We start from the raw sequence: 15,679 nt of genomic DNA, 5'->3' as shown, positions 1-15,679 counted from the left end.
GCGTCAGGTCTCCACCTGCCCCAGGTTGGCGTGGAGGACCGCGCCATTGAGCACCGGGGTGTTGGCGCAGGTGTAGAGGAAGTCCGCGATCTCCTCGGGCGTGATGATGCGCCCGAAGGTCGTCCGCGCCGCCACGCTCGCGCGGGCGGCCGCGTCCCCGCCCAGGTGCTCCCGGAGGATCTCCGTGTCGGTGAAGCCCGGGCAGACGCAGGCGGTGTGGATCTGCGTCCCGACGAGCTCCTGGCAGGTCGAGCGCATCATCCCGACGAGCGCGTGCTTGGTCACCACGTACGACGCGATGCCCTTGACGGCCTTCTCGGACAGCGTGGAGCCCACGTAGAGGATGGACGAGCCATCCGTGAGCAGCGGGCGCACCAGGCGGTTGAGCACTGCGGGGGCGACGACGTTGACCTCCAGCACCTGCCGGAAGTGGTCCGCGTCCATCGCCAGCACCTCGTCATGCACGTAGCGGGCGGCGTTGTGCACCAGGCACACGCGCCCGCCTCCCTGGCCGGGACCTTCGCGCAGCGCGGGGGCGAACGTGGCCTCCCACCCCGGGACGGACAGGTCCACTTCCACGTTCACGACGTCCGGCACCGTGCACGGGTGGCGGGACACGTTCATCACGCGCCAACCTTCCGCGCGGAAGCGCGCCGCCGTCGCGTAGCCAATGCCCCGGCTGGCGCCGGTGATGAGGGCCCAGTCAGCCATTGCCGTTCCACTCCCAGGTGGCCCACTGTCCGGGGCCCGAAGCGCACTTCACCACCAGCCGCGTGACGTGGTCGCGCGCCATCCCGGCGCCGTCCCCCACCAGCTCCTCGCCGAAGACGCGCGCCAGCTCCTCCAGCGTCACGTTGGCCGCGGGCAGCAGCGTCACGTCGCGCGCGAGGAAGTGCAGCTCCTCCCCGTTGAAGTACGCCCGGTGGTTGCCGTTCGCGTCCCGCTCCAGGCGCAGGTGCCGCGAGCGCTCGGGCAGGAAGAAGGTCTCATTCCAGGCCTTGCAGCGGGCAATCACCGCCTGCTTGAGCGGACCGTAGTCCGCCATCAGGCCGTCGTCGCCCACCTCGCCCGTCAGCGCCACATAGACGGTGAAGTTGTGGCCGTGCAGGTTCTCGCGGTGGGTGGCGGAGAAGATGGTGAAGTGCCCCGCGGAGAACTTCATCTCTTCTTTGTGCAGCTCGATGGTCGTTGTGCGCGCCATGGGATGGCGCAGGGCTTAGCACCAAGAGCGCACGGAGCGGAACCGCTCCGGCGCCCTCCGTTCACTCACCGCCGTCCCGCTCGCGCCCGCTCCCCTGCCCTCCAACTGCCCCAGGATGCGCGACGCCCTACCGCCGCCCTTTGCCGCGCGCCTCCGTCCTTCAGCGTTCTTCCGTTATCCTCAAGAAAGTCCGCTGCTGGACCCGGAGCCGCGCAGCCGCTCCGTCATCCACTTCCACGCCCTCCTCCCTCAGGGGGCGCCTCCAGCAATTGCCCGCCCTGGCGACACAGGGGCTATGGCCCGCCCAGGTGCAGGCCATCCGCAACCTGGAAACCTCTTTCGCGGAGGACCGTCCCCGGGCCCTCATCCAGATGGCTACTGGCAGCGGCAAGACCTTCACGGCCGTGAACGCCATCTACCGTCTCATCCAGCGCCTCTATTTCATGCTCCAGGGTGAGCCGGACCTCGACCCCGAAGCCGAGGAGCCCTCCCTCTTCGACACGACCCTCGGGTCGTCTACGTCGCAGGCGCCCGTTGCTTACAACCCGTCCATTCCCATCGAGACCTTCGACGTCATCTTCACCGACGAGTGCCACCGCTCAATCTACAACCTGTGGCGCCAGGTGCTGGAGTACTTCGACGCGTTCCTCGTCGGGCTCACGGCCACGCCTTCGAAGCAGACGCTCGGCTTCTTCAACAAGAACCTCGTGATGGAGTATGGGCACGAGGACGCGGTCGCCGACGGCGTGAACGTGGACTTCGACGTGTACCGGATCCTCACCGAAATCTCCCAGCGGGGCTCCCGCGTGGAGGCGGGGATGTCCGTGGACAAGCGCGACCGGCTCACGCGCGAGCGCCGCTGGGAGCAATTGGACGATGCACTTGTCTACGCGGCCCCGGTGCTCGTTCGAGAGGTGGTGGCCGAGGACCAGATCCGCACCGCCCTGCGCAGCTTCAAGGAGCGGATCTTCACGGAGATCTTCCCGGGCCGCACGGAGGTGCCCAAGTCTGGCTCAGGGATGAAAGCATGGAGGACTCGGCGAACCTCCCGGATCCGGACATCATCGCGGGAGAGATCGTCGAAGACCTGCGCGCCGCCCTGGAACAATTCGAGGCCATCCAGATGGACCTGACCCGTCGCTGACACGAGCCGCGAGGCACCGCCTCAGACTCGACTTTCGTCATTCCTGCAGCCTACAGGCGAGGCGCACCAGGATTGGATGCCTGACACCCCTCCTGTTACGTTGGCCCCACCATGCGCACTCTCCGAATAATCAGGTGTGGTCTGCTTCTCGTCCTGATGGCTTCCCCGGCGCTGGCCAGGGACATGGAAGAAAAGCTCACGATTCGGACCCTCAAAGTGCCAGACCATCCGGGCCAGGAGGCACCGTCCGTCTACGTTTCCGGGCAGGTGGTGACGGTGCTTCACTTCGAGAACGAGGTCGATCCCGCGAAGACGCGGTTCCTCGCCTGGGAGGGGCGTTTCGAGACCCCGCTCGTAGGCGGCAAAAAGGTGGTTCTAGAGCCGCTGCGTGACCTTGACGATGGCGAGGCGCTGCCCCTGCTCGTGACGCTCGTTGATGGAACGACGTTCACGTTCCTTGTGAAGCCCAAGAGCCGCAAGGACTGGGGTTGGATCGACTATCAGGTCAACGTGTTCAAGGACCATGACAGCTACAACGCGGTCCTCTCATCCCTCCATGACTCCCTCAACCGCGAGCGTGAATTGCGCGAGGAGAACGAGCGGTTCAAGAAGGAAGAGAACTCAGTCGATCACGCCTACGCCACGCTTCTCGCCAATGGGCAGGCGAAAAAGACGCCGTTTCGGCGTGCGAAGTTCTGGCGCTCGAAGAACGAGGACATGGACATGGTGGTCGAGGTCTTCTCGGGCCCCAGCAAGGCGGCGGTCGTGATTCATTTGATGAACGCCTACTACAACGAGTCCTGGAAGTTCGAGGGTGCCTACCTGACTCGCGACTTCACCAGCTACACGGCTCGACCCTTCGCGCTTCGCATGGATCGCCCCGTGATCGTTCCCGGTCAGTCGGGAAAGATCGCGGTCGTTGTGGACAAGAGCGCCTTCCAGATCGAGGACGGACAGCTCACCGATCTGGCCCTCCAGATCTTCCGTGGGGACGGGCTCCTACAGGTGGCCGTCGCGATGGATCACACGCTGATTCGGCAGTAGAAGTGCCGTTCATGCCCACGACCAAAGCGCTGCTGCTCAGCTCCATCGTCGTACTTGGTACGTCTTCCGGCTGCACCACGACAGGAGGTGTGGCACTGCGCCCGGACGGCACTCCAGGTCCACAGGAATGCTCGGCGAAGGCACTCGAAGTCATGCGGTATTTGAAGCTGCGTGTTGGGGATGCCTCGCTGACGGAACTCGATGCGAACCAGATCGACGCGAGGCGCATCACGCTTTACGACGGACCCATCGAGAGCATTCTCAAGGACGACCTCGGCACGCTCGAGGCGACGACCCGGTTGTACGGGCAGGTCTGGACAAGCGGGCCACAAGTTGTCATCCGCTGGTACGAGGCCCACCCTCCGGACAGTGACAAGGTTCCCATCTGCGCGGTGGCCCGGCTCAGCCGGGACCAGATGCGGAAACTGCCCGAGTCAAAGCCTGGAATGGCGATTCTCGACGGATCCGTAGCTGCTGCCTACGTCGTCGATGCATTCCGGTGACACCCTCGCTCGGCGGCCCGCTCTGCCAACGTGCCTGATGGCCGCCTCTTAGAAGAGGAAGTCGGTGGTGAGGAAGTCCGACTCACGCCGGGTGAGGATGGATTGCACCAGGGTGGTGTTGTCCGGCGTCGTCTTCGTCGCCACCAGCGTGCGGATGGAGAACACCCGCAGCGCGTCCGCCACGGACAGGGTGCCCTCCGCGGAGTCCTTGCGGCCGTTGAACGGGAAGGTGTCCGGCCCGCGCTGGCACTGGCAGTTCAGGTTGATGCGGCCCACCTGGTTGGAGAACGCGTCAATGAACCGGCCGATGCGCGCCGAGTCCTTCCCGAAGAGGCTGAGCTGCTGGCCGAACTGCGACTCCACCACCAGCCGCACGGCTTCGTCGTCCTCGTCGAACACCATCACCGGCACCACCGGGCCGAACTGCTCCTCGCTCGCGAGCCGCATGTCCTTCGTCACCGGGTACACCACGGTGGGCGCGTAGAACGACCGCGACGACTGGCCGCCCGTCGTGTTCACCACGCGGGCGCCCTTGGACACCGCGTCGTCCACCAGCCCCTGGAGGTACGCCGCCTTGCCCGGCTCCGGCAGGGGCGTGACGGCGACGCCCGGGTCCCACGGCATGCCGGGCTTGAGCTTGTCCACGGCGGCGGTGAACTTCTCCAGGAACGCGTCCACGATGTTCCGGTGCACCACCAGCAGCTTGAGCGCCGTGCAGCGCTGGCCGTTGAAGGACAGCGTGCCGGTGACGCACTCCTTCACCGCGTTCTCCAGGTCCGCGTCCTCCAGGATGATGGCCGGGTTCTTCGCATCCAATCCCAGCACCGACTTCAGGCGGTGCGGGCGCGGGTGCATGCGCTTGAGTTCGCTCGCTCCCTTGTTGGTGCCGATGAAGGCGAACAGGTCCACCTTGCCGCTCTCCATCAGCGCGCCCACCGTCTCACGGCCCCGGCCGTAGATGATGTTGATGACGCCGGGCGGGAAGCAGTCGCGGAACGCCTCCAGCAGCGGGCGCACCAGCAGCACGCCGAACTTCGCCGGCTTGAACACCACCGTGTTGCCCATCAGCAGCGCGGGGAACAGCGTGCTGAAGGTCTCGTTGAGCGGGTAGTTGTACGGCCCCATGCACAGCGCCACGCCCATGGGCGCCCGGCGGATCTGCGCCATGATGCCCTGGTCCTGGATGAAGCGGGACGAGGTGCGATCCAACTCCTTGAGCGCGCGGATGGTTTCGACAATCAGGTCGACGGTGCGGTCGAACTCCTTCTCCGAGTCCGGCTGCGTCTTGCCAATCTCCCACATGAGGAGGTTCACCACCGCCGTGCGCTGGGCGCGCATCGCCACCAGGAAGCGCTCCACGTGCTCGATGCGCTCGGCCACCCGCAGGGTCGGCCACACGCCGCGCCCCAGGTCATAGGCCTTCACCGCCGCGGCGAGCGCATCCAGGGACTCGCGCGAGGTGAGCAGCGGGGTCGCGCCAAGGACCTTCTGCTTCAGCCCCTCCGGGGTCCGGACGAACACCGGGCTCAGCACCGGGTTGAGGTCGCCCGGCCAGACGCGCAGCTCGCCTCCGACCAGGTACTCGCGCTGCTCGAGATACGCGGGGAGCCGCACCCCAGGAGGAATCTGCGCGTCGGTGGGGAAGAGGTCGTCGAGTGCCGTCGTCATGGCGCCCTTTTTAACGAAGCCTCCCGACACCGGCACGACTTCCCGTGTGTGCCTCCTGTGGGATGTGGGTGGGGGCCCCGGACGCTCGCACCCGGGCCCCGGTTCCCGTCATGATGAAACGATGATGAGGAGACGAGCCCCCCGTGCGGTTCGATGCGGGGTGCATCGGGATGATGGCCTCACCCTGATGCACCGAGGTGGCCCACGATGAAGTCACTCCTTCGCAGCGCCCTGCCCACCCTCCTGATGCTGTTCGCCGCGCCCGTGCTCGCCCAGCCCGATGCGGGCACCGCGGGTATGGGGGTCATCATCGGGACGGTCATCTCCGCCGAGACGAAGCAGCCCCAGTCCGACGTGGTCATCACCGCGACCTCCCCCGCCCTGCAGGGAGAGCAGACCGTGGTCACGAACGCGCTGGGGATCTACCGCATCCCCCAGCTCCCCGCGGGCGTCTACACGCTGCGCTTCGAGAAGGAGGGACTCAAGCCGTACGCACGCGGGGACATCCAGCTCAAGGCGCAACGGACCCTCCGGGTCAACGTCGAGCTGGTGAACGACCCACTTCTCTACACGGTCGAGGTCTCCGGTGCCGGTGTCCCCAAGCCGCCCACCATCGACGTCGGTGCCTCGAACGCCGGCGTGAACGTGGACCAGGAGTTCATGAAGCGCATCGCGGTGGCTCGCCCGGCGGGGAAGGGTGGCGCGGCGCGCTCCTTCGAATCCCTGGCGGAGCTGGCCCCAGGCGCCCGGTCCGATGGGTACGGCGTTTCCATCAACAGCACGACTTCACCCGAGGGCGGCTATGTCGTGGAGGGCCTGAGCACGAACGACCCGGCCTTCGGCGTGAACGCTCGCGGGTCGGGTACCAGCGACCGGCAGCGCGCTCCCGCCTGGGCCCTGCCGTACATGCACATCGTCGTCCCGGACGGTACGCCGCAGGCCGTGTACCGCGCGCCCACGCCGCCGGAGCCCACGCCCCAGCCCGCGCCGGAGCGCGTCGTCGCTCCGGCGGGGAAGCAGTTCTTCGACATGTACTTCAAGGGCTACGGCGTGAACCCCACGGTGGACACGGAGGAGGAGCGCTTCTCCACCTTCTCCGTGGACACGGACACGGCCTCGTACACGCTGACCCGGGCCTACCTGGAGCGCGGCGCGCTGCCGGATGAGCAGGCGGTGCGCGTGGAGGAGTTCGTCAACAGCTTCGACTACGGCTACGCGAGCGCCCCGGATGCGCCCTTCAGCGTGAACGTGGAGGGCTTCCCGTCGCCCGCGCGCAAGGGCTACCACGTGGTGCACATCGGCGTGAAGGCGCGCGAGGTGTCGCGGGACCAGCGCAAACCCAGCCACCTGGTGTTCGTCATCGACGTGTCCGGCTCCATGAACATGGAGAACCGGCTCGGGCTGGTGAAGCAGTCGCTGCGGCCGCTCGTGGAGGCGCTGGATGAGCGGGACCGCGTGTCCATCGTGGTCTATGGCAGCGAGGCCCGGCAGGTGCTCGCCCCCACCAACGCCACCCGGAAGCAGGAGCTGCTGGCGGCCATCGACAGCCTCCACACGGACGGCTCCACCAACGCGCAGGCCGGTATTGAAATGGGCTACGCGCTGGCGGCGAGCCAGATGGTGGAGGGCGGCATCAACCGCATCGTCCTCTGCTCGGACGGCGTGGCGAACAATGGCATCACCCAGGCGGATGGCATCTGGGACCGGGTGAAGGCGCAGGCGGCGGCAGGCATCACCCTGTCCACCGTGGGCTTCGGCATGGGCAACTACAACGACGTGCTGATGGAGCGGCTGGCCCAGGTCGGTGAGGGCAACTACGCCTACGTGGACAGGCTGGACGAGGCCCGCCGCATCTTCGTGCAGAACCTCACCGGCACGCTCCAGGTGGTGGCCAAGGACGTGAAGTTCCAGGTGGAGTTCGACCGCAAGACGGTGTCGCGCTACCGGTTGATTGGCTATGAGAACCGGCTGCTCACCAAGCAGCAGTTCGCGGACGACACCGTGGACGCGGGCGAAGTGGGCGCGGGCCACGCCGTCACCGCCCTCTACGAGGTGAAGCTGCGCGACCCGTCCCAGCCCGCCTTCGGCACGCTGCGCATCCGCTACAAGACGCCTGAGGGCGGCAAGTCGCAGCTCATCGAGAAGGCGATGCCCTCCGTGCTGCTGCGTCCGGCCTATGCGCAGGCCGCGCCCCCCACGCGCCTGTCCTACGTCGCGGCCGCCTTCGCGGAGAAGCTGCGCGGGTCCTACTGGGCGCGGCCGCTCACCTACGATGCGCTCGTGTCGCTGTGGGAGGGGCTGGGCGCGCCGTTGAAGGGCCGGCCGGACGTGGTGGAGTTGGGGAAGCTCATCCGTTCGGCCCAGACGCTGGACCGACGCGCGGACCGCTTCGAGTCCATCGCGCCGGTGCGCACCATGGACGCCGACCGCGTCCCCACCCTCAAGTAAGGCCCCCGCCCGAATGATCCGCAGGCTGCTGCCCACCCTCGTCGCCCTCGTGCTCGGCCTTGCCGGGCTCGGGGTCGGCCTGGGCCAGCTCCACCGCATCTTCGCCGCCGAGCGCGAGGATGCCCGGGCCTCGCTCCAGTCCCGGCGCGAGGTCCTGGAGCAGTACGCCCGCGTCGCACTGGGACAGGCGCTGCGCGAGGGATTGGAGGCCGCGCGCCCCACCCTGGAGGCGGCGAAAGAGGATCCGCTGATGGCCGCGCCAGGGCTGTACCTGCGCGAGCAGGAGGAACAACTGCTGCCCCGGCTGGCCCTCTTCGACACGGCCGGGGACTCGCCCGCGAAGGACCGCTACGCGAGGCTGCGCGCGGGCTCGGAGGTCGCGGACGAGGACGAGGGGCCGTGGAGGGATCGGCTGGAGCAGATGCAGGGCGTGGAGCGGGCGCTGGCGGCGAAGGACCGCAAGGGCACCCTGCTCGCATTGATGGCGCTGTTGCAGCACCGCACCCGCTTCGTGCTCGCGTCCACGCGCGACCTGCCGTCGCTGCTGGTGGTGCTGGAGGACGTGGCCGCGCGGGGTGACGTGGTGCCGGACCTGATGCGGGGGCTGGTGCGCGACGGCCTGTTGGACGGTCAGGGCGGTGGGCGGCTGGAGGGAATGCAGCGGTGGGTGCTGCTCAAGCGCTCCCGCTTCACGCGCGAGGACTTCGACTTCCTGCGCGAACGGGTGTCGGCGCTCTCCCTGCGCGTGGGCGTGCCGGTAGCGGACTTCGAGGCGCGGGCCCGGGAGCTGGCCGCCACGCCGCTGGAGCTGCCGGAGACCGTCGCGGAGCCTGTGCTGGTGCGCTCCGGCTGGTACCTGGAGCCCGGTGAGCCGCGCGGCGTGCGCGGGGTGGCGTTGAATCTCCCGGGGCTGTTGGAGGGGCTCACCCGCGAGATGCGGGAGCGCGGACTGCTGGAGGCGGACGGGCACGTGACACTGCCGGGGAGCGCGCCGGTGTTGTCGCTCGCGGCGCTGCCGGTTTCGGTGGAGTCGCCCGCGTGGGCGCGGGGCGAGGCGGCGCTGGCGAACCGCTACCGCCTCAAGTCGCTGATGCTGGCCCTGTGCGCGGCGCTGGCGCTCACCATCGCGGCGCTGGCCTTCGTGGCGCAGCACCGCAAATACCGCTTCCTGGAGCTGAAGAGCGACTTCGTGGCCACGGTGTCGCACGAGCTGCGCACGCCGCTGGCCTCCATCCGCCTGCTCGCGGAGACGCTGGAGTGGCGGGTGGCGGAGGGCGCGGACGCGAAGGACTACCCGGCGCGCATCATCCGCGAGGCGGACGGGCTGGGCTTCCTGGTGGAGAACCTGCTGTCCTTCAACCGCATCGACAAGGGCCGCTGGGTGCCCAGGCTCGCGCCCGTGCGGCTGGACGAGCTGGTGTCCGGGCTGCGCCGCGACCTGGAGTCCGGCGCCCCGGTGCCGGTGGAGCTGACGGCGGACGTGGACGAGCGCGAATTGAACGCGGACGCGCAGCTCTTGAAGCTGCTGCTGGCGAACCTGGCGCGCAACGCCTGCGCCTACAACACCCGCAGCCCCGTGCGCCTGCACGTGGCGACGCTGCCGGAGGGGCGCGTGCGCTTCACCGACAACGGCACCGGCATCCCGGAGGCCGAGTGGGAGCGCGTCTTCGGCGAGTTCTATCGGCTGTCCGGCCGCAGCGGCCGCGAGGTGCCCGGCAGCGGGCTGGGGCTCGCGCTGTGTCGGCGCATCGCCCGGCTGCACGGGGGCACGCTGCGCGTGGTGGCCTCCAGCGCGGAGGGCACCACCTTCGAATTGACCCTTCCCGAGTACCCCTCCGGAGCACGGAGTCGGAGCACCGCATGAGCACCACCGCCCCCACCCTCCTCGTCGTGGAGGACGACCCGAACCTGCGGCTCGCGCTGCGTGACAACCTGGAGCACCAGGGCGGCTACGCCGTGGAGGAGGCCGCCACGGTGAAGGAGGCGCGCGAGCACCTGGCCCGCCGCGACTTCCAGCTCATCCTCCTGGACGTGATGCTCCCGGACGGCGACGGCTACTCGCTGTGCCGCGCGCTGCGCGAGGAGGGCCTGAGCGTGCCGGTGCTGATGCTCACCGCGCGCACGCTGGAGGAGGACGTGGTGCGAGGCTTTGAAGTGGGAGCGCAGGACTACCTGGGCAAGCCGTACCGGCTGCGCGAGCTGCTGGCGCGGGTGGGGGCGCAGGTGAAGCGCGCGGGCATGGCGCCGCCCTCGAAGCTGTTGCGCTTCGCGGGCTACAGCGTGGACCTGGACCGGCGCCGGGTGGAGACGCCGGAGGGCGCGGAGGTGGACCTGACGCGCAAGGAGTTCGACCTGCTGGCCTTCTTCGTGCGCGAGCGCGAACGGGCGCTGCGGCGCGATGAAATCCTGGATGCCGTGTGGGGCACGGACGTGGTGGTGGATCCGCACACGGTGGACAACTTCGTCTCCAGCCTGAAGCGCAAGCTGAAGTGGACCAGCGCGTCACGCTTCTCCCTCCAGACGGTGCGCGGCGTGGGCTACCGGCTGGAGGTGGAGAAGGGCTCCTGAGCGTCACCCCATCGCCTGCCGCTTTCGTCCCGCGCCCCGGCGGTTTCGTCACATAACGCCCCGTCACGGCGGGGCGTGCCGGTACTCCTCGGGGTGCGTCGTGCGCCCTTCGCACGACTCCCGAGGAGTCACCGTGAAAGTCTTCAGCGCTGTCCGAAGCACCTTCCTTGCGAGCGCGCTCGTCCTGACGTCCCTTCCCGGCTGCCAGGGCGAGGACATCCCGGACCCCGGGCCGGGGGATGAGCTCCAGTCCACCTCCCAGGCGCTCACCTGCGCCATCGCGGTGCCGGCCATGACGGGCTCCACGACCCCTTCGGGCAGCGTGACGCGTTCGGGGGTCTACAACGCCTCCTACGAGGCATGGCAGGCGTTCGACGCGAACAACGGCTCGCTGTGGATCTCCGCGGTGAACCAGACGCCCGCATGGATTGGCTATCAGGTGCCCGCTGGCACCGCCGCCATCCACCGCTATGCCCTGGCCTTCGCCAACGGCCCCAGCCTCGTCACCCGCGCGCCCAAGAACTGGACGTTCCAGGGATGGAACGGCTCCTCCTGGGTGGTGCTGGATACGCGCACGAACCAGACGAACTGGGGCGGTTTCGAGCGGCGTGAGTTCACGCTGGCCGCGCCCGCGTCCTACAGCCAGTACCGCCTGAACGTGACGGATGACAACGACACCCGCGCGGGCGTGGTCGTCATCTCCCTCAACCGTCTGGAGTTGATCACCTGCGTGAACGACGGAATCACGAACCCCGTCACGGCCCTCTGGACGCGGACCTCCGGCGTGGCGGGGGTCCCCGTGCGCGTGCACGACCTCGTGGGAGACCCGGCCGGACGCTCCTACGTCACCGGCATGACGACAGGCGGCCTGGACGGCAACGCGCTCATCGGAGGAATGGATGCCTTCCTCAACGCGCGCGACTGGAACGGCAACCGCATCTGGTCGCTCCAGCTCGGCGCGCCGGGCAGCGTCACCCTGGGTTACGGCATCGCGACGAACCGGACCTGGGAGGAGATCTACGTGGGCGGGTTCACGGATGGGTCCATGGACGGCACGCCGAAGGTCGGCGTCCGGGAGGCCTTCGTGACGAAGTACCGCTACACCGGCGTCCGGCAGTGGACCCGGCAGCTTGGCGCGGCAGGAGCCTCCACGGAGGGCTATGACGTCGCGGTCGACACCGCGGACAATGCCTTCCTCGTGGGCACCGTGGAGGGCGCCCTGGATGGGAACACGCTCACCGGCCTCAGGGACGCCTTCGTGGCGAAGTACGACGCCGCGGGCAACAAGCAGTGGACCCGGCAGGTGGGCGCCGCGGGCCAGAGTACGCATGGACGTCGGGCGGCCACCGACGCGGCCGGCAATGTCTATGTCTCCGGCTGGACCTACGGCGGGCTGGATGGGAACACGCGGATGGGCGCGCAGGACTTCTTCGTCATCAAGTACGACGCCGCGGGCACCAAACAGTGGACCCGGCAGCTGGGGTCCTCGGGCAACAACGTCTGGCTGTATGGCTCGGCGACGGATGCGGCGGGCAATGTCTATCTCACGGGCCAGAGCGGCGGCGGTCTGGATGGGAATCCGAATCCCACCCCGGGAGGGGATGTCTACCTGGCCAAGTACGACCCTTCGGGCAACCGGCTGTGGACCCGGGAGTTCAGCGCGGCGAATGGCATCTGGGCCTCGGGCATCTTCATCGATACGACGGGTGTCTATGTGAGCGGCGGCGCGCAGGGAGACGTGGGCAACCTCTCCAACGCCACGTTCATCAAGGGGCACAACTACGTCGCGAAGTTCGACACGGCGGGCAACCGGCAGTGGGTGGTCCAGCAGAACCCGGCGGTGTTGGCGGCGGGAGGGCAGGCCCCCGTCTACAGCAATGGCGTGAACCGGGAGTCCAACGGCAACCTCTACCTGGGCGGCTATACGGAGGGGAACTTCGACGGCAACGTGCTCGTGGGGCAGTACGACATGTTCGTGACGAAGCTTCCGGCGCCTTGAGTTGAAGCGGAAGGGCAGCGCGGTGGCGGGGGTCCGCCGCGCTGTCACTCCTCTGCTTCGGCGGGGATGCCCAGGACGACGGCGCGGGCGCTCGTGCGCTGTTCGCCCTCCGGGTCGGAGGCGAGGAAGGCGGCCAGCTTTTCGCGGGCCTCGGTGTAGCGGCGCAGGGCGACGAGGGAGATGATCTCCAGGCCGCGCGCGTCCCGATACTCATTGAGTTCCTGGGAGGTAGTCCCCGCGCCCCAGTTCGCGATGAAGGCACGGCAGGGGGCGAGTGCCTCCGGGTAGAACCTCCCGGTTCCCGGCAGGTCGCATCGCCGGAAGTCGAGGCTCCGGCGGACCTTCGCGGTGGGCTGGCCAAGACCTTCGAGTCGGGCGACCTCCCGCGCGGCCTCTTCTTCCGCCTCATGGACCTGGGCCTGCATCGCCCGCCGGCCCTGCGCCTCCGAAGCCTGGCGGATGACGGTGCTCCGCACGAGCATGTCCACCGAGGACGCCAGGACGCTGTCCGGATACGTCCGCAGGAAGGCAGGGCCGTCCCTCAGCACGGCGTCCCACTGGTCCAGGTTCCGCAGGGCCTGGAGCCGCGACCACGCGGCGTGTTCGGCCGGAAGGCGTCCCTCGTGGCGGGGCAGGTCCAGTCCGGAGACGAGGTCCGCGTCCCGAACGAGCGAGCGCCAGCGCTCCCGGGTGGAATGGGCATCGAGCAGCGTGAGCGCCGCCGCGGAGCGCTCCGCGGGAGGGAGACTCGCGTCGTTGATGACCGCGCGCAGTCGCTCGACCGGGGCCGACAGGGTCGGCAGGGGCTGGCGCACGAGGGCCACGGGCCGTGGATCCACCCGCGCCAGGGCGCCCTGTGTTCGCGACGGGGAAGGCAACGGACGCGCGTCCGCCCGCGCGGGTGGGGACGGCACCGAGGGCGACACAGGGCGCACCGTCAGGCCTTCGGATGCAGCCTGAGCGGAGAGCGAGACAGGGCGCACCGTTGCGGCCTGCGTGGTGGGCAAGCCAGCACGTGGCGGCGCGCCTTCAGCTGCGGCCTGTGCGGACGGTAAGCCAGCACGTGGCTGCGCGCCTTCGGCTGCGGCTTGCGCGGTGGGCAAGCCAGGGCGTGCATTCGCTCCTGCCGGTCCCCCCTGCACGGCGAGCGAAGCCGGGAGCAGCTCCCCCCGCGCCGGTTCCGCCTGCACTCGCGGAGCGGGCGGACGGCGCAGGAAGACCGCGACACCGGGCAGCGCGAGCCCCACGGCGACCAGCAGGGCGGTGAGCACCGTGGACGCACGCCGCCCCCGTGCCTCGCGACCGTCGGCGGACGGCTCGTCGTCATCCTCGCCCTGCACGTACAGCGTGCCGTCCCGTGGCTCGGGCGGACGGGCGGGCAGGTCGTCATCGGGGTCAGGCCCCGGCGGGCTTCGGGTCACGGCGCGGTGGGACGTTAGCCGAAGCGCCCCACCCTTTCCCGTCAGCCCCCGGTTCCTCCGCTACGCTGCGAACCCAGGGGGTACCAGGAACACCATGCCGGACAGGGGAGCGCTGGAGGCAGTGGGACACCGGGCCTCGATGCGGCGGGTCTGGCTGTGGGGCATGGCCGCGGGCTTCCTGGGCGCGGTCCCCCATGCCCTGCGCGCCTACGCCGAAGACCCTCGCGACTTCCTCCTCAAGCTCGCCCTCGCGTTGGTGCCCTACAGCGCCTGGGCCCTGCTCGGGCCGCTGGTCCTCGCCGTCTTCCAACGCGTTCCCCCGGAGCCCCCTCGCCTCGCACGTCACCTGGGCGTGCTACTCGTCGCGGGAGCCGGCTTCGTCCAGTTGCACCTGCTGCTGCTCGCGCCAGTCCTGGCGGCGCTCCAGCAATGGAGCCTGCACGGCGTGTCCTTCACGCAGGGCGTGTGGCGACTGCTGCTCGAGCGCGGCGCGCTGGGCTACTTCGAATACCTGCTCTTCCTCGCCGCCTGGTCCGCGCTGCGCACGACGCGGCGCCTGCGGGAGCGGGAGCTGGCGGAGTCGCGCCTCGCGGTCCAGCTCGCGGAGGCCCGGCTCCAGGCGCTGAGGGCGCAGCTGGACCCGCACTTCCTCTTCAACACGCTGAACGCGGTGGCGGGGCTGGTCCGCCAGCAGCGCAACCCGGAGGCGGTGGAGGCCCTGGCGGAGCTGGGACACCTGCTGCGCGTGAGCCTGGAAGGCCGGGGAGATCACGAGGTGCTCCTGGAGGACGAGCTGGAGCTGGTGCGGCGCTTCCTGGGCATCGAACAGCTCCGCTTCGGCGGACACCTGGAGATCCACCTGACGCCCGCGCCGGACACGCTGCGGGCCCGGGTGCCCGCCCTCATCCTCCAGCCGCTGGTGGAGAACGCCATCAAGCATGGCCTCGCCCGCCGCGCCGACGGGGGCCGGCTGCACGTGAGCACCGCGCGGGAGGGAACCCGCCTGCTGCTCGAAGTGAGGGACGACGGGCCGGGCCTGCGGGCGGGAGGCGCCGGAGGCACGGGCATCGGCGTGGCCAACACCCGCGCCCGCATCCGGCAGCTCTACGGCGACCGCTATGGCCTGACGCTGGAGGACCTGCCCGGGGGCGGCGTGCTGGCCAGGGTGGAGTTGCCATTCGTGGAGGGAAGGACAGACATGACGCGAGGTCCTCGTGCTTGAGGCAGACGGTCGGGAAGGCTGGCGCGTCCTGGTGGTGGACGACGAGCCACTGGCCCGGGCCAGCGTGAAACACCTGCTCGCCCAGGCGCCAGAAGTCACCGCCGTACACGAATGCCAGGGAGGCCGCGAGGCCGTGGACTTCATCCTGCGCGAGCGTCCGGACCTGGTGTTCCTGGACGTGCAGATGCCGGAGGTGGATGGCTTTGACGTCCTGCGCGAAGTGGGCGTGGAGCGGATGCCGCCCGTCATCTTCGTGACGGCCTTCGACCGGTACGCGGTGCGCGCCTTCGAAGCGAACGCCCTGGACTACCTGCTCAAGCCCTATGGCGACCAGCGCTTCCGGGACGCCCTGGAGCGAGCACGGCGACAGCGCGCCCAGGGAAGGGACCGGGAGCTGCTGAAACACCTCTCATCCCTGCTCGAACAGCACCGGGCGCCACCTCCTCCCCCCGAACCCTCCC

13 protein-coding genes are annotated in these 15,679 nt (G+C 69.2%); 9 read left to right on the top strand and 4 right to left on the bottom strand.

Going from position 1 to position 15,679, the window contains the following annotated elements; all coding sequences use genetic code 11:
- Window positions 1–3: 3 nt before the first annotated feature.
- Both D7X12_RS07660 and D7X12_RS07655 read right to left on the bottom strand, forming a co-directional pair.
- Window positions 4–711, bottom strand: coding sequence for an SDR family oxidoreductase (locus tag D7X12_RS07660; RefSeq protein ID WP_120624603.1), 708 nt, complete (start codon window positions 709–711; stop codon window positions 4–6).
- On the bottom strand, window positions 704–1,201 hold the full coding sequence (locus D7X12_RS07655; protein ID WP_120624602.1) for a 6-pyruvoyl trahydropterin synthase family protein: 498 nt from the start codon (window positions 1,199–1,201) through the stop codon (window positions 704–706). Before D7X12_RS07655 ends, D7X12_RS07660 begins: the two co-directional genes overlap by 8 nt.
- 269 nt (window positions 1,202–1,470) lie before the next feature.
- Here D7X12_RS07655 and D7X12_RS07650 point away from each other — a divergent pair, with 269 nt between their 5' ends.
- The 3 genes from D7X12_RS07650 (at window position 1,471) to D7X12_RS07640 (ending at window position 3,892) form a co-directional block, all read left to right on the top strand.
- Entirely contained in the window at window positions 1,471–2,334 is an 864-nt protein-coding gene (locus D7X12_RS07650; RefSeq protein ID WP_208718871.1) for a DEAD/DEAH box helicase family protein, read from the top strand.
- 122 nt (window positions 2,335–2,456) lie between these two features.
- Window positions 2,457–3,389 (top strand): DUF2381 family protein, encoded by a 933-nt coding sequence (locus D7X12_RS07645; protein WP_167508980.1) that lies wholly within the window; start codon window positions 2,457–2,459, stop codon window positions 3,387–3,389.
- 11 nt (window positions 3,390–3,400) lie between these two features.
- Window positions 3,401–3,892: a serine/threonine protein kinase gene (locus tag D7X12_RS07640; RefSeq protein WP_120624600.1), complete on the top strand. Its 492-nt coding sequence runs from the start codon at window positions 3,401–3,403 to the stop codon at window positions 3,890–3,892.
- Between the two features lie 48 nt (window positions 3,893–3,940).
- On the opposite strand, the gene D7X12_RS07635 is transcribed toward D7X12_RS07640, so the two are convergent.
- Window positions 3,941–5,560: an NADP-dependent glyceraldehyde-3-phosphate dehydrogenase gene (locus tag D7X12_RS07635; protein ID WP_120624599.1), complete on the bottom strand. Its 1,620-nt coding sequence runs from the start codon at window positions 5,558–5,560 to the stop codon at window positions 3,941–3,943.
- Between the two features lie 207 nt (window positions 5,561–5,767).
- Between D7X12_RS07635 and D7X12_RS07630 the strand changes: the two genes are divergently transcribed.
- The 4 genes from D7X12_RS07630 (at window position 5,768) to D7X12_RS07615 (ending at window position 12,575) form a co-directional block, all read left to right on the top strand.
- Window positions 5,768–8,008 (top strand): YfbK domain-containing protein, encoded by a 2,241-nt coding sequence (locus D7X12_RS07630; protein WP_120624598.1) that lies wholly within the window; start codon window positions 5,768–5,770, stop codon window positions 8,006–8,008.
- A 13-nt stretch (window positions 8,009–8,021) separates the two neighbouring features.
- Entirely contained in the window at window positions 8,022–9,872 is a 1,851-nt protein-coding gene (locus tag D7X12_RS07625; protein WP_120624597.1) for a sensor histidine kinase, read from the top strand.
- On the top strand, window positions 9,869–10,576 hold the full coding sequence (locus tag D7X12_RS07620; RefSeq protein WP_120624596.1) for a response regulator transcription factor: 708 nt from the start codon (window positions 9,869–9,871) through the stop codon (window positions 10,574–10,576). The genes D7X12_RS07625 and D7X12_RS07620 overlap by 4 nt, the downstream gene beginning before the upstream one ends.
- Before the next feature lie 133 nt (window positions 10,577–10,709).
- On the top strand, window positions 10,710–12,575 hold the full coding sequence (locus tag D7X12_RS07615) for an SBBP repeat-containing protein (protein WP_120624595.1): 1,866 nt from the start codon (window positions 10,710–10,712) through the stop codon (window positions 12,573–12,575).
- A gap of 44 nt (window positions 12,576–12,619) precedes the next feature.
- On the opposite strand, the gene D7X12_RS07610 is transcribed toward D7X12_RS07615, so the two are convergent.
- Complete coding sequence (locus tag D7X12_RS07610; RefSeq protein ID WP_120624594.1) at window positions 12,620–13,399, bottom strand: hypothetical protein; 780 nt, start codon at window positions 13,397–13,399, stop codon at window positions 12,620–12,622.
- Window positions 13,400–14,090: 691 nt separating this feature from the next.
- Between D7X12_RS07610 and D7X12_RS07605 the strand changes: the two genes are divergently transcribed.
- Both D7X12_RS07605 and D7X12_RS07600 read left to right on the top strand, forming a co-directional pair.
- Window positions 14,091–15,218, top strand: coding sequence for a sensor histidine kinase (locus D7X12_RS07605; RefSeq protein WP_120624593.1), 1,128 nt, complete (start codon window positions 14,091–14,093; stop codon window positions 15,216–15,218).
- A partial coding sequence (locus D7X12_RS07600; RefSeq protein WP_120624592.1) for a LytR/AlgR family response regulator transcription factor occupies window positions 15,211–15,679 on the top strand: 469 nt, incomplete at its 3' end. The genes D7X12_RS07605 and D7X12_RS07600, both read left to right, overlap by 8 nt.

Source organism: Corallococcus sicarius, assembly GCF_003611735.1.
Taxonomy (GTDB): domain Bacteria; phylum Myxococcota; class Myxococcia; order Myxococcales; family Myxococcaceae; genus Corallococcus; species Corallococcus sicarius.
This window is presented reverse-complemented; position numbering and strand designations above follow the sequence as displayed.

Excerpts from the sequence above, each read along its gene's own strand:
- D7X12_RS07660 (WP_120624603.1), bottom strand. The coding sequence starts at position 711 with ATGGCTGACTGGGCCCTCATCACCGGCGCCAGCCGGGGCATTGGCTAC.
- D7X12_RS07655 (WP_120624602.1), bottom strand. The coding sequence starts at position 1,201 with ATGGCGCGCACAACGACCATCGAGCTGCACAAAGAAGAGATGAAGTTC.
- D7X12_RS07645 (WP_167508980.1), top strand. The coding sequence starts at position 2,457 with ATGCGCACTCTCCGAATAATCAGGTGTGGTCTGCTTCTCGTCCTGATG.
- D7X12_RS07640 (WP_120624600.1), top strand. The coding sequence starts at position 3,401 with ATGCCCACGACCAAAGCGCTGCTGCTCAGCTCCATCGTCGTACTTGGT.
- D7X12_RS07635 (WP_120624599.1), bottom strand. The coding sequence starts at position 5,560 with ATGACGACGGCACTCGACGACCTCTTCCCCACCGACGCGCAGATTCCT.
- D7X12_RS07630 (WP_120624598.1), top strand. The coding sequence starts at position 5,768 with ATGAAGTCACTCCTTCGCAGCGCCCTGCCCACCCTCCTGATGCTGTTC.
- D7X12_RS07625 (WP_120624597.1), top strand. The coding sequence starts at position 8,022 with ATGATCCGCAGGCTGCTGCCCACCCTCGTCGCCCTCGTGCTCGGCCTT.
- D7X12_RS07620 (WP_120624596.1), top strand. The coding sequence starts at position 9,869 with ATGAGCACCACCGCCCCCACCCTCCTCGTCGTGGAGGACGACCCGAAC.
- D7X12_RS07605 (WP_120624593.1), top strand. The coding sequence starts at position 14,091 with ATGCCGGACAGGGGAGCGCTGGAGGCAGTGGGACACCGGGCCTCGATG.